This window comes from Serratia grimesii NBRC 13537 (assembly GCF_001590905.1).
GTDB classification, from domain to species: domain Bacteria; phylum Pseudomonadota; class Gammaproteobacteria; order Enterobacterales; family Enterobacteriaceae; genus Serratia; species Serratia grimesii.
Window position 1 is genome coordinate 82,065 of the sequence record NZ_BCTT01000005.1, and the last position, 13,202, is coordinate 95,266.

Annotated in this window: 10 protein-coding genes; 6 read left to right on the plus strand and 4 right to left on the minus strand. The window is 54.2% G+C overall.

The window, feature by feature from the left end; genetic code table 11:
- Positions 1-7: 7 nt before the first annotated feature.
- Both SGR01S_RS05240 and SGR01S_RS05245 read left to right on the plus strand, forming a co-directional pair.
- Positions 8-868, plus strand: a complete 861-nt coding sequence (locus SGR01S_RS05240) for a ketose 1,6-bisphosphate aldolase (RefSeq protein WP_061806767.1) — start codon at positions 8-10, stop codon at positions 866-868.
- A complete protein-coding gene (locus SGR01S_RS05245) occupies positions 868-1,881 on the plus strand; it encodes a carbohydrate kinase family protein (protein ID WP_061806768.1) in 1,014 nt (337 codons plus the stop codon). The genes SGR01S_RS05240 and SGR01S_RS05245 overlap by 1 nt, the downstream gene beginning before the upstream one ends.
- Here SGR01S_RS05245 and SGR01S_RS05250 read toward each other — a convergent pair.
- On the minus strand, positions 1,856-2,596 hold the full coding sequence (locus SGR01S_RS05250; RefSeq protein WP_061806769.1) for a response regulator: 741 nt from the start codon (positions 2,594-2,596) through the stop codon (positions 1,856-1,858). The genes SGR01S_RS05245 and SGR01S_RS05250 overlap by 26 nt on opposite strands.
- A gap of 210 nt (positions 2,597-2,806) precedes the next feature.
- On the opposite strand from SGR01S_RS05250, the gene mak reads away from it, so the two are divergent.
- Entirely contained in the window at positions 2,807-3,715 is a 909-nt protein-coding gene (mak, locus tag SGR01S_RS05255; RefSeq protein ID WP_061806770.1) for a fructokinase, read from the plus strand.
- A gap of 78 nt (positions 3,716-3,793) precedes the next feature.
- On the opposite strand, the gene licT is transcribed toward mak, so the two are convergent.
- From licT to sbcD, 3 genes are all read right to left on the minus strand, one after another.
- A complete protein-coding gene (gene licT / locus SGR01S_RS05260; RefSeq protein ID WP_061806771.1) occupies positions 3,794-4,636 on the minus strand; it encodes a BglG family transcription antiterminator LicT in 843 nt (280 codons plus the stop codon).
- A 257-nt stretch (positions 4,637-4,893) separates the two neighbouring features.
- Positions 4,894-8,145: an exonuclease subunit SbcC gene (sbcC, locus tag SGR01S_RS05265; RefSeq protein ID WP_061806772.1), complete on the minus strand. Its 3,252-nt coding sequence runs from the start codon at positions 8,143-8,145 to the stop codon at positions 4,894-4,896.
- Complete coding sequence (gene sbcD, locus SGR01S_RS05270; RefSeq protein WP_061806773.1) at positions 8,142-9,374, minus strand: exonuclease subunit SbcD; 1,233 nt, start codon at positions 9,372-9,374, stop codon at positions 8,142-8,144. Before sbcD ends, sbcC begins: the two co-directional genes overlap by 4 nt.
- 487 nt (positions 9,375-9,861) lie before the next feature.
- Here sbcD and phoB point away from each other — a divergent pair, with 487 nt between their 5' ends.
- Genes phoB through SGR01S_RS05285 form a run of 3 tightly spaced genes read left to right on the plus strand, consistent with a single transcriptional unit; the run spans position 9,862 to position 12,847 of the window.
- Positions 9,862-10,551: a phosphate response regulator transcription factor PhoB gene (gene phoB, locus SGR01S_RS05275; RefSeq protein ID WP_020825449.1), complete on the plus strand. Its 690-nt coding sequence runs from the start codon at positions 9,862-9,864 to the stop codon at positions 10,549-10,551.
- A 24-nt stretch (positions 10,552-10,575) separates the two neighbouring features.
- Complete coding sequence (phoR, locus tag SGR01S_RS05280; protein WP_046374371.1) at positions 10,576-11,892, plus strand: phosphate regulon sensor histidine kinase PhoR; 1,317 nt, start codon at positions 10,576-10,578, stop codon at positions 11,890-11,892.
- 16 nt (positions 11,893-11,908) lie between these two features.
- A complete protein-coding gene (locus tag SGR01S_RS05285) occupies positions 11,909-12,847 on the plus strand; it encodes a PstS family phosphate ABC transporter substrate-binding protein (protein WP_037425990.1) in 939 nt (312 codons plus the stop codon).
- The last annotated feature ends 355 nt before the right edge of the window (positions 12,848-13,202 follow it).

Below are 13,202 nucleotides of genomic sequence, written 5' to 3' on the forward strand. Positions count from 1 at the left end.
AACCACCATGGCATTGATTTCATTGGCACAGGGGCTGGCACATGCGCGTCAACAGGGCTATGCGTTAGGCGCGTTCAATGTTCTCGACAGTCACTTCCTGCGGGCGCTGTTTGCGGCAGCGCAGGCGGCTCGGTCACCTTTTATTATCAATATTGCAGAAGTGCACTTTAAATATGTCTCACTGGAGTCTTTGGTGGCGGCAATTAAAAGTGAAGTGGCACAGCATGATATCCCTGTGGTGTTGAATCTTGATCATGGCCTGCATTTCGACGCGGTGGTGCAGGCGTTGCGGCTGGGGTTCAGCTCAGTGATGTTTGACGGATCCGGTTTGAGCTACGAAGAGAACGTGCGTCAGACGCAGGAAGTGGTTCGCATGTGCCATGCGGTCGGCGTTTCGGTAGAGGCTGAGCTGGGTGCGGTCGGCGGTGACGAAGGCGGCGCGCTGTACGGCGAAGCCGACAGCAATAAATTTACCGATCCGCAGCGGGCGCGCGAATTTGTCGAATTTACCGGTATTGATGCGTTGGCGGTGGCGATTGGCAATGCTCACGGCAAATACAAAGGCGAGCCGAAGCTCGATTTTGAGCGATTGGCAGCTATCCAACAGCAGGCAGGGATTCCGTTGGTGCTGCACGGCGGTTCTGGCATCAGCGATGCTGATTTTAAACGGGCGATTGGCCTGGGTATTCACAAAATTAATTTCTACACGGGTATGTCACAAGCCGCGCTGGGGGCGGTTGAGCAGCGGATAACGCAACGTCACGCGATTTACGATGAGTTTGCCGAAGTGTTATTAGCGGTGGAACAGTCGATCAGTGAAGTGGTGCAACAGCAAATGCATATTTTCGGCAGTGCCGGGCGTCTGTGATGACTCGCCGCGGCATTGTTTCGGCGGGCAACATGCTGGTGGATCATGTACATCAAATTGCCCACTGGCCACAGCCGGGCTGGCTGGTGGAAATTGAACACAGTCAGCGTGCCACCGGCGGCGCGCCACTTAATGTGTTGTTGACGCTGGCGCGTATGGAAACCGGTTTACCGCTGGCGGCGCTTGGGCTGATCGGTTGCGACGCCGATGGTGACTACATTTTGCAGATGCTGACGCAGCATCGGGTCGACAGCCGTTTCGTACAGCGCAGCGAGGTGGCAATAACGTCAATGTCACAAGTGATGACTGAACCGGGTGGGCAGCGGACGTTTTTTCATGCGCTCGGTGCCAATCGGCTGCTGGATCTGGCCCATTTTGACGCTTTGGACACCGAGCATAAAATTTTCCATCTGGGTTATCTGCTGCTGCTCGACAGCCTTGATCGCCCAGATGAGGAGTTCGGCACGCGCAGCGCACGTCTTTTGGCACAAATGCAGCAGCGTGGATACCAAACTTCATTAGATTTAGTGTCGCGCCAGGGTGATCCACGTTATCGGCCCTTGGTATTACCGGCTTTGCGCTGGCTGGATTATCTGGTGATCAACGAACTGGAGGCCGGTGAGTTTACCGGACTGGCGCTGCGTGGGGCCGATAATAGGTTGCAACAGCCGTTGATGGCGCAGGCCGCAGAACAATTATTGCAGTCCGGCGTGCGGCGAAGAGTGGTGATCCACTGCCCTGAAGGTGCCTACGGGCTGGAAACGTCGGGTGAAGCACGTTGGCAGCCGTCGTGGTCTGTGAGTGAAGCCGAGATCGTCGGAAGCGTTGGTGCTGGGGATGCCTTCTGTGCCGGAGTGTTATACGCCAGCCATGAAGACTGGTCTTTGGTGGAGACGTTGCAGCTAGCGCATGCCTGCGCGCGTTTCAACCTCTTATGCGCCAACGCGATTGATGGCGCACAACCGTTGCCGGAATTGCTGGATTACATCAGGCGACAGCCACTGGCTGGCTGACGTCAGCAGCAAAGACATAACCCAGTCCGCGAATGGTGCGGATCAGTTCGGGCTGATGTGGATTGTTTTCGATCTTACGCCGTAGCCGCATGATCAATACGTCGATGGTACGATCGAACACCTCCAGCGTTTCGCTGTGGGTGAGTTCCAGCAGACGATCGCGGGTCAGCACTTTACGCGCATGTTGCACCAACGCCAGCAACAAGCCGTATTCGCCCTGGGTGAGATCAACCGGTTGTCGCTGTGGGTTATGCAATGTGCAACGGCTCGTGTCCAGGCACCAACCATTAAACTGCCAGCCTTCGGGTTTACTGGGGGAAAGGGGAGCCGGTTCCAGCGCCAGTGCGCCGGTACGACGTAATACGGCTTTGGCGCGGGCAACGACCACGCGTGGGTTGAAGGGTTTGGCGATGTAGTCGTCGGCGCCCATTTCCAGACCGACCACCACATCGGACTCGGAACCGAGCCCCGTCAGCATCACTACCGGTAGATCCGGTCGCAGGCGATGGATCTGTTGTAGTACCAGCAAGCCATTGGTGTCCGGCAGGATCATATCGAGCAGTACCAATGCAATATCCGGCTGCTGGTTGATTAAGGTTAACGCCTCACTGCCACGGTGGCAGACATGGACGGTAAACACGTGTTCATTGAGTACGTCGCAAAGCACGTCACAGATAGCGGGATCGTCATCGACGATCAATATGGCAGGTTTCATCGCTGCTCTCCGGATTATATTATGCGGAAAATGTTATCAATAGGTTAACTGCTTAAGTGCAGTGTACCCGATGGCTAATTAATAAGCGGCAGACGGACGTGTTCGGATGTGGAAATTGCCATCACCGTCACACTCGACGGTCATTGAGTGATCCTGGCAACTGAATATATTAGGCTGTGGCAACGTTGTGGTGCATTGAGGAGAAAAATCGTGCGCATTGGTATCGACCTGGGTGGCACCAAAATTGAAGTAATCGCGTTGGCCAACGATGGGCAGGAGCTGTTCCGTCATCGTATTGCCACGCCGCGTCATGACTATCAGCAAACGCTGGATGCCATTACCGGTCTGGTGATGCTGGCGGAAGAGAATACCGGCCAACAGGGGTCCGTTGGTGTCGGTATTCCCGGCACATTGTCGCCCTATACCGGTCTGGTAAAAAATGCCAATTCGGTGTGGCTTAATGGCCAGCCTCTGGATAAAGATTTATCAAGAATGCTGGCACGCGAAGTGCGTATCGCAAACGACGCTAACTGCCTGGCGGTTTCTGAAGCTACCGATGGCGCAGCCGCCGGCAAACAAACGGTGTTTGCGGTGATTATTGGCACCGGCTGTGGTGCAGGGGTGGCAATCAACGGTCAGGCGCACTCAGGCGGTAACGGTATCTCTGGCGAATGGGGACATAACCCGCTGCCGTGGCTGGACGATGACGAACTGCGTTTTCGTGCAGAGGTCCCCTGCTACTGTGGCAAACAAGGCTGTATCGAGACCTTTATTTCTGGTACGGGTTTTGCCACTGACTACGCACGCCTGAGTGGCAACCCGCTAAAAGGGCATGAGATTATGACGCTGGTGGCGCAAGGCGATGCTTTGGCGGAGCAAGCTATCAGCCGTTATGAACTGCGGCTGTCGAAATCGCTGGCGCATGTGATCAATATTTTTGATCCTGACGTGGTGGTGCTGGGCGGTGGTATGAGCAACGTGGACCGTTTGTATCAGCATGTGCCACAGTTGGTGAAGTCTTGGGTATTCGGTGGCGAATGTGAAACCCCGATCCGCAAAGCCGTGCATGGGGACTCCAGCGGTGTTCGCGGTGCAGCCTGGTTGTGGCCGCAGCAGTAACTGTTGCAAAAAAGCGCGGGCTTGCCCGCGCTTTCGTCAATGCTCTGCACAAAAATAGACGCCGAAATTTTTCTAACGCTATTTCACTTCGCTTTCGCTACGCACCCGTTCGATATGTATAGTCAGAAACATCATCTCTTCACTGGTTAACTGATGCTGGTAGTTTTTTTCTATGTGTTGGTTGATTTTCCCCGCGCAGGCGAAGGACTCACGGTATTTCTCTTTCACCACCAGATAGAGCGAATCATCATCGCTGTCGACGTAGTTTTTCCCTAGCAGGCGCTGTGCGAAAAACTTGAGATGGGTGACAAAGCGATGATAACTCAGGGCTTCTTCGTTATAGTCAAAACGAAAGTGGTATTTGACGATGTTGAGGATCTCCTGCATCACGCGGGTGATATGCAGGGTGTTGTGCATCTCATCATTCAACTGCGCGTTGACCAGATGCAGGGCGATAAATCCTGCTTCGTCTTCCGGCAGGGTGGTGCCCAGCCGTTGGGCGATTAGCGCCAACGCCTCTAGCCCGACGGCAAATTCGCCCGGGTAGAGTTTTTTGATTTCCCACAGCAGCACGTTTTTAATGTCCAGCCCCTGTGCATGGCGTTGTAACGCAAAGTGGATGTGATCGGTCAGTGTGATGTAGACGATGTTGTGCAGCTTGCCTGGAAGACGTTGGCGGGCGAGGGTGATGATTTTGTCGGCGGTGGTTACACAAGCCAATGGGATCTCTGACAATAGCGTTTTAAAACGCTCAGCCATTTCGCTGCCGTTCAGCGTGAAGATCTTCTCGATCAAACTTTCGTCCAGCAGATCTCCAGCTTTCTTTTTAAAACCAATGCCTTTTCCCATCACGACAGTCTCTTCCTGACGGTCGTCCAGCGTAATCACCACGTTATTATTGAGTATTTTTGCGATCTTCATGGCTATTCCCGGATGTTTCAGCGCGCTGAAAACGAAAAAACCTGACGCACGGGAGCGATCCTGTGCGTCAGGTTTTGCCTGTATTGAGATATCTCTACCCTCGGTATTTTAAGCGGTGGCTTAAAAAGCGGCGGGCATACAGTAACAATCCTGTTATTAATAGCATGATAACGCTTGTCCTCGGCGGCTCAATGCTTTTCAGCGCGGACTGCCGCCGTGGTCACATTTATCCTCTGTTGCCTGCCAGTAACCTCGGATTATTCTAATCGGAACTGCGATTCCAGCCGGCTGATGCCAAGCCCGTTAACCTTTTTCACTTTAATCTGCACCGGAATACGTTCTTTCATCGCTTCAACGTGACTGATCACGCCAATGGTTTTCCCAGAGGCATTCAGGCTGTCTAAGGCATCCAGCGCAGTATCGAGGGTTTCTGCATCCAGCGTGCCGAAACCCTCGTCGAGGAACAGCGAATCGATACTGGTCTTGTGGCTGACGAGATCAGACAGCGCCAGTGCCAGTGCCAGACTCACCAGGAAACTTTCGCCGCCGGATAGTGTACGAGTGTCGCGTAATGCATCTGCTTGCCAGGTATCCACCACCAGCAGTTCCAGCGCGTCGCTGGTTTTACGTTGCAGCAAATAGCGTCCATGCAGCCGGCCAAGTTGGTTATTGGCCAGATATACCAGGTGATCAAGGGTTAATCCCTGAGCAAACTTACGGAATTTATCACCCTCTTTGGAGCCAATTAACTGATTGAGATAGCTCCAGTCGTCGTACTGCTGCTGGCTTTGGCTGATTTGCGCAAACAGCGACTGTTGATTGATGCGACGCATGGCGTCACTTTCTAACTGATTACGCACTTCACCCTGTTGTAGCTGCAAGGTTTTTAACTGTTGTGCCAGTGTTTCCAGACTCTGGCTCAGGATGTGAGGATCGGCCTGAGTTTCATCCAGCCCTTCTGGGCGCTGTTGTTGGTGTTGTTGCAGGCTGTCAACGGCCTGTGCCAATAGTGCACGGGCTTCAACGTGTCGCCGTTGTAATTGTTCTTTGCAGTGTTGCAACTGTTGGCGTTGGGCATCATCCAGCAATGCGGCACTGAACGCGGCTTCGTCACTGAATTCACTGGCGGTGAGTGCCTGCAACCAGTCTTGTTCTGCCTGTTGCAGTCGCTCGGTTTGTTGCAATAGCTGTTGCTGCAATCCGGCAAGTTGGCCGCTCAGACGATCGCGTTGTTCCTGTGCCTTTTGCCACTGTTCTGCTGCCTGATGGCTGGCCTGCTCAAAGGCCGTTTGTTGAGCGCGTAGCTGCTCGCGAACTTGTACGACCTGTTGTTCGCCAAACAATGCCAGTCGTTGCGCACGTTGTTCACCAAGCGTGTTTTCGCCTTGTTGCCACTGTTGGTACAAGTGTTGTTGCTGCAATTGAGCGTCGGCGTAGCTTTTCTCCAGTAAGGTGAAACGCTCATCCAGGCGCGCTTTTTCCTGTTGCGCTTGCTGCTGCTGCACCTGTAGTACGGCCAGCGCATCCTTGGCTTGCTGCACCGCCAGTGCCGCCTGTTCGTGCTGCGTCAGACGCTGCTGGCCTTCGCGCTCTTGTTGTTCGCAGTCGTTCAACCAGTCATGCAGACGTTCGGTATCCTGCAAGCCAAAATCAAATGCCAGCGGCGCCGTCAAACGTTGCCAATTTTGCAGATGTTCAGCTAATTGCTGTTCATCGTGTGCAATGGTCTGCTGTTGGCGCTGTAACTGTTGTTGCAGGCTATCGTAACGCGCCCGCAATTCGACGCCTTTCTTTTGTAATGCTTCGGTCTGGATTTTCATTTCTTCCAGACGTTTTTCGGTTTCTGACAGCTTTACCGCTTGGTATTGCTCAACTGCCGGATGTGCATTTGAGCCGCACAATGGGCAAGGCTCACCGGGTTGCAGACGCGCTCGCTCGGCTTCCAACCCCACGATCCGTTTTTCCAGCTCTACTGTTTTTTCAACGTCGGTTTGATGGGCTTTCTGTTGTTTATATTGTTGACGGGCGAGTTCCAGCTGTGGTTCCAACTGGGTCAGTTCGCTCTGGCCTGCACGTAGTTCTTGCCGTTGCTGTGTCAGCCGTTTGACGATTTGTTGTGACAGTGATGACAGGCTGAAAAGCTGTTGCCGCACGGGGCGCAGATCGGCCAACTCAGTCTGACGCTGGCGCAGTGCTGCCAGAGGTGCCTGCATTTCCAGCGTATGTTGCTGTTGTTGCTGCGTCGTCAGTGCGGCAGTGAGAACGTTAAGCTTTTCCTGGTGTTGCCCGGCCTGTGCGGTCAACTGGGTACGCTGAATGTCGAGTTGTTCCAGGTCCGCTTTTTGTTTCGTACATTGCTGTACCGCGGTATCGAACGCGTGTTGCCGTTCCGCCTGTGTTTTTTGCAACTGGGCGATCTGGTTATCAAGTGGAACGATTTGCTCGTCAATCAGCCGCTGCTGTGTTTGTTGCTGTTCGACATGCGCTTGCAACTGGGTACGCGCTTTTTCCATCGCCTGATGCAACGGTTCCATTTGAGCCAGTTGTTGCGTCTGCTGCTGTGTTAACAGGGTGATTTGTTGTTGCAATGCCTGTTGATCGCTGCGGCAGCGGTTACGTTCGTTAAGCCGTGGCCGCAGTTTTTCTGCCGGTTCGCTGCGTGCCAGTTGCTGTAGTTGCGGTTCTGCCGCGGTTTGCTCCAGCTCCACAGCATTCAGCTGGCGTTGATATTCCTGCTGTTTTTGCTGCGTTTGTAGCCAAAACTGCAACCAGTTCAACGCTTGCTGCTGCTGGCGGGCTTGCCCGCTGAGGGTGCTTTCTTGTGCCCCTAATTCAACTAACTGGTTTTCCAGTTGTTGTCGTTGTTCATCATTCAGCAGTTCAATACCACTGGCACGTTGATGCAGCGCGTCCAGTTCGATCTTGGCCTGTTTGTGTTGTTCGAAAACCCGCTCAGAAAGCTGACCGTAGATCTCGGTGCCGGTTAACTCTTCCAGTAGCTCGGCACGGTCATTGGCGTCAGCATTGAGGAAAGCGGCGAACTGGCCCTGAGACAGCATCATCGATTTGGTAAAGCGCCCGAAATCCAGCCCGGTAATAGCGGCGGTAAGATCCAGCTTGTCGCGTACTTTGTCCGCCAGGATCTTGCCATCCTCACGCAGTGCCAGCTCTACTTTAGGTGCCTGCAGATTACCGTCTGGCGCATTTTTGGCGCGTCGCTGGCTCCAGAAGGCGCGGTAGCCGACGCCCTTAACCTCAAACTCGACCTCTGCCAGCGACTCGGCTGTGTGACGCGTCATCAGTTCGTTTTGGCTCGGTGTGACGTTGAGGCGCGGTGTTTGGTGGTACAGCGCCAGACAAATGGCGTCCAACAGGGTAGTTTTACCTGCACCGGTGGGTCCGGTGATGGCGAACAGCCCATTGCTGGCAAAGGGCTCGGCGGTGAAGTCTATCTTCCATTCACCCTGTAGTGAGTTGAGGTTTTTTAATCTCAGGCTGAGGATTTTCATTGGCTCGGCTCCTGGTCGTTCTGCTGCACCGACTCGACCACCTGCTGGAACATCTGGTTCATGCGTTGCCGACGTTCTTCGTCCATTTCAGGCTCTTGTGCCAGCCGTCGCTCGAAGACCTCATTGACGCTCAGTTCGTTGAGCGTTTCTTTGTCCTGCTGTTCAATGGCCTGACGCCGCTGCTCTTTACTGCGGCGCAGTAACACCACCTCCACCGGCAGTTGATCGGCCAGTAACTGGATACGGCGCTGAATGTCGCTGAGATAATCCTGTGTCGCGACTTCGATATCTAACCACACTGGCAACTCGCCTTTATAATCGGCAAACTGCTGCAATTGTTGCTCTATCTGCGCCAAATCGCCCTTAATAAGCTGCATCGGCTGAAAGCTGGGAATGTCCAACGCGTTGACCTGTTGCAGGGCGCCTGCGGCGAAGTCCACCATAAAGACGCTTTTTGCTTTGCCCAATTCGTCGAAGCTGAGCGGGATCGGCGAGCCGCTATAGCGAATATGCTCGGATTTCGCGACGTTCTGCGCACGGTGAATATGCCCCAATGCGATGTAGTCGGCTGGCGGAAAAGCTTGGGCCGGGAAGGCGTCCAACGTACCAATATAGATATCGCGTACGGAATCGGAGGTGGTGACACCAACGGTCGTCAGGTGGCCCGTGGCAACGATAGGCAGTGCCAGACCGAGTGCATCGCGGCGTGCACAGGCTGCGTGATAGAGCGTCTGGTAATGTTCTGCGATGGCTTCTTGCAGCGCCTGCTGTTTTTGTACGCCTGATTCACCGGCACGGCTGGTGAGCAGATCTCGCGGGCGTAGGAACGGGATGGCGCACAGTACGGCACCCGGTTGGCCGTCGCGTTGATTCAGGACCACGATTTGCTGTTCGGTTTCAGTCTGCGCGTTGGCGATCACGGTCGTATTCAGGCAAGACAGCAATTCACGCGATTCATTTAAGGTTGCCACTGAGTCATGGTTACCCCCCAGTACCACCAATTGACAGCCGGTGTGCTGTAGCTCCACCACGAAGCGGTTGTACAGTTCGCGGGCATAGCTGGGTGGGGAGCCGGTATCGAACAGGTCCCCGGCGACGATCAGTGCATCCACCTGATGTTGCTCGATTTGGGCGATCAGCCAGCGCAGAAAAGCCTGGTGCTCGGCGGCACGGCTTTTGGTAAAAAAGTACTGGCCAAGATGCCAGTCAGAGGTGTGGATCAGGCGCATGACACTCCCGGGGCGATAAGGTAATGGCGGTGATTATAAAGGGCACTGTGGCCGCTGTCGTGACGGAATCATTATGACAACTGAATGATTTTTCTTTGACGTTGGAAATAATCGCTATGCTTACTGCCTATAACAGCCCGTTTTTTTCATAAAAGTGTCACAAAACTGACGCATAATGGCGCCGCAATGAGGCTGTGCCCCGCCATTGGTCGTGGCGCCGGCGCAGACCCAAAAGCATGCTGTCAAGGCAGAGGAGGGGACATAGCGGGATTATGTTCGAACCCGACAACGCAGGCAGCGAGTTTTTGAGGCGCGCCCCTTCGGGCTGGAGCCATTTAAGCGTGTTGCTGTGTTGCTCACCGCTTATTTGGCGCCACCAAACCTCGCGGTTTGCGCCTTGCTTCACGCTTAAATGACCGCCAGCGGTGCTCACGAGCAATGGCGGGACACAGCCTAATAGATCGCTAACACATTGGCAGGATTGACGATGGCAAGACGCATACTGGTGGTGGAAGACGAAGCGCCGATCCGTGAGATGGTGTGCTTTGTGTTGGAACAGAATGGTTACCAACCGTTGGAAGCTGAGGATTATGACAGCGCAGTGACGCGCCTGTCTGAGCCGTTCCCTGATTTAGTGTTGCTCGACTGGATGTTACCCGGAGGTTCCGGCATTCAGTTTATTAAACATATGAAGCGTGAAGCACTGACCCGCGATATTCCGGTGATGATGTTGACCGCTCGTGGTGAAGAAGAAGATCGGGTACGCGGCCTGGAAGTTGGGGCTGACGATTATATTACCAAACCCTTCTCACCGAAGGAGCTGGTAGCGCGTATCAAGGCGGTAATGCGCCGTATTTCACCGATGGCGGTGGAAGAAGTGATTGAAATGCAAGGGCTGAGTCTGGATCCTTCTTCACACCGGGTGATGGCCAACGAGCAGGCGCTGGATATGGGGCCGACCGAGTTCAAACTGTTGCACTTCTTTATGACCCACCCAGAGCGAGTTTATAGCCGCGAACAGTTGCTTAATCACGTTTGGGGCACTAACGTTTATGTGGAAGACCGCACCGTTGATGTGCATATCCGCCGACTCCGTAAGGCGTTAGAGACCAGTGGTCATGACAAAATGGTTCAAACCGTTCGGGGCACAGGCTACCGATTCTCAACGCGCTACTGATCGCGCCGCGCTGGAGAATATGCCGTGTTAGAACGTCTATCCTGGAAGAGGCTGGCCCTGGAGCTGGCCCTTTTCTGCTTGCCTGCCTTATTGCTGGGGCTGATTTTCGGTTATCTGCCTTGGTTGCTGCTGGCCTCCGTGCTGGCTGCGCTGGTATGGAACTTCTACAACCAACTTAAACTTTCTCACTGGCTGTGGGTCGACCGCAGCATGACACCGCCACCTGGGCGCTGGAGCTGGGAGCCGCTGTTTTACGGCTTATACCAGATGCAACAGCGTAACCGTCGTCGACGTCGTGAACTGGCGTTGTTGATCAAACGCTTCCGCAGCGGTGCGGAGTCACTGCCCGATGCGGTAGTGATGACCACCGTTGAAGGTAACATCTTCTGGTGTAACGGTTTGGCGCAGCATCTGCTGGGTTTCCGTTGGCCAGAGGATAACGGCCAACACATCCTAAACCTGCTGCGTTATCCGGAATTCAGCCACTATCTGCAACAGCAAGAGTTCTCTCGACCGTTAACGCTGCAGTTGAACAATGAGCATTATGTTGAATTCCGCGTGATGCCCTATTCAGAAGGGCAGTTGTTGATGGTTGCGCGTGACGTTACGCAAATGCGCCAGCTGGAAGGGGCACGCCGTAATTTCTTCGCTAACGTCAGTCACGAGTTGCGTACTCCGCTGACGGTATTGCAGGGTTACCTGGAAATGATGAGCGACGAAGAGCTGGACGGTTCGTTACGTGGCAAGGCATTGGGCACCATGCAGGAACAGACACGGCGCATGGATGGGCTGGTCAAGCAGTTGCTGACATTGTCGCGTATTGAAGCCGCCCCAAATGTCGAAATGAACGAACGGGTCGATATTCCGTTGATGCTACGTGTGTTGCAACGTGAAGCGCAGTCACTGAGCGGCGGTAATCATGAGATTACTTTCCGGGTGAACGAACAGCTTAAGGTCTTTGGCAACGATGACCAGTTGCGCAGTGCGGTATCCAACCTGGTGTATAACGCGGTAAATCACACGCCAAAGGGCACCAATATTGAGGTGAGCTGGCAACAAACGCCAAACGGCGCGCAGTTCCAGGTCAGTGATAACGGTCCCGGTATCGCTGCTGAGCATATTCCTCGCCTGACGGAACGCTTTTACCGCGTTGATAAGGCCCGTTCACGCCAGACTGGCGGCAGCGGACTGGGGTTGGCGATCGTTAAGCATGCATTAAGCCACCACGATGCACGTCTGGAGATCCTCAGCGAGCAGGGCATTGGCACCCGATTCATTTTTACCTTGCCTAACCGGTTGATTGTTCCCGCAGCTTTATCAGAGAATGCGGTGAAAAATTAACGCGCGAGAGGCTGGCATGATCCGAATTACCCGAGGGCTACTGCTTTGCCTGGCGCTGCTGGCAAGCCGTGGCGCATTGGCGCAGCCGGACGGCATGCTGTCCGGCAACTTGTCGAGTGTCGGTTCAGATACGTTGGCAAATCTCATGGCGCTGTGGGCGCAGGATTTCAGTCAGCATTATCCCAACGTTAATTTGCAGATCCAGGCCGCGGGGTCCTCAACTGCACCAACTGCACTGGCGGCAGGTGCGGCGCAGCTTGGGCCGATGAGCCGACCGATGAAGGCGGCGGAGGTTTCGGCGTTCGAGCATCGCTATGGCTATGCGCCGCTGGCCGTGCCGGTCGCCGTCGATGCGCTGGTGGTGCTGGTCCATCAGGACAACCCATTGCGTGGGCTTAACCTGCAGCAGCTTGACCGAATTTTTTCCGCCACGCTGCGCTGTGGTGAAAACCAGCCGTTGACGCGCTGGGGGGAATTGGGATTGACCGGCGATTGGCAGCAGCGAACCTTGCAACGTTTTGGGCGTAATTCGGCCTCTGGAACTTACGGCTATTTCAAATTGCGTGCGCTGTGCGGCGGTGATTTTATGCCGCGCGTCAATGAATTGCCCGGTTCTGCATCGGTAGTGCAGGCCGTTGCCGGTTCACTAAATAGCATTGGATACGCCAGCATCGGTTTTCGGGCCAGTGGTGTGCGGCTATTGCCGTTGGCGGAGTCTGGGGAAAACTACATCACCCCCAATGACACCAATGTACGCAATGGCAGTTACCCATTGTCGCGCTACCTGTATATCTACATCAACAAAGCGCCCAACCAGCCGTTGGAGCCGCTGACCGCTGCCTTCCTCGATCGTGTGCTGTCTGATACCGGGCAAAACCTGGTTAATCACGACGGCTATCTGCCACTGCCCCCCGATACCTTGCGTAAAACACGATTAGCATTGGGCTTAAAATAAGCGCCCAGGAACAACTATCATGATTTGGCGCTACGCGTGCGGCGATGAACCTGCCGCGTTCTGGGTCTTTTGACGACAGACGCAGTGGAATAAGCTACAAAACGTAATGCGCGCCATTTGGCGGGTTTGCTAAGGGCAAAAACCTGTTCATACCGCGCGGAAACTGAGTGTTTATTGGCGTTTTCGCGCGACCAATAGCTTTATACTTCACGTTTTGTGAGATGCTTGCTCAAAAATGATACAAATCATGTATTGTATATTTATTGATAGCCACTATGATCGACTGGTGCTGAAAGATTATCTGGTCGATAGCTCTGCTTTTTGTCATGCGCCTTGCCTTTCAGCGCTATAAACG

Bases quoted from the DNA above. Each gene is read 5' to 3' on its own strand.
- SGR01S_RS05240 (WP_061806767.1), top strand. From the start codon at position 8: ATGGCATTGATTTCATTGGCACAGGGGCTGGCACATGCGCGTCAACAG.
- SGR01S_RS05245 (WP_061806768.1), top strand. From the start codon at position 868: ATGACTCGCCGCGGCATTGTTTCGGCGGGCAACATGCTGGTGGATCAT.
- SGR01S_RS05250 (WP_061806769.1), bottom strand. From the start codon at position 2,596: ATGAAACCTGCCATATTGATCGTCGATGACGATCCCGCTATCTGTGAC.
- licT (WP_061806771.1), bottom strand. From the start codon at position 4,636: ATGAAGATCGCAAAAATACTCAATAATAACGTGGTGATTACGCTGGAC.
- sbcC (WP_061806772.1), bottom strand. From the start codon at position 8,145: ATGAAAATCCTCAGCCTGAGATTAAAAAACCTCAACTCACTACAGGGT.
- sbcD (WP_061806773.1), bottom strand. From the start codon at position 9,374: ATGCGCCTGATCCACACCTCTGACTGGCATCTTGGCCAGTACTTTTTT.
- phoB (WP_020825449.1), top strand. From the start codon at position 9,862: ATGGCAAGACGCATACTGGTGGTGGAAGACGAAGCGCCGATCCGTGAG.
- SGR01S_RS05285 (WP_037425990.1), top strand. From the start codon at position 11,909: ATGATCCGAATTACCCGAGGGCTACTGCTTTGCCTGGCGCTGCTGGCA.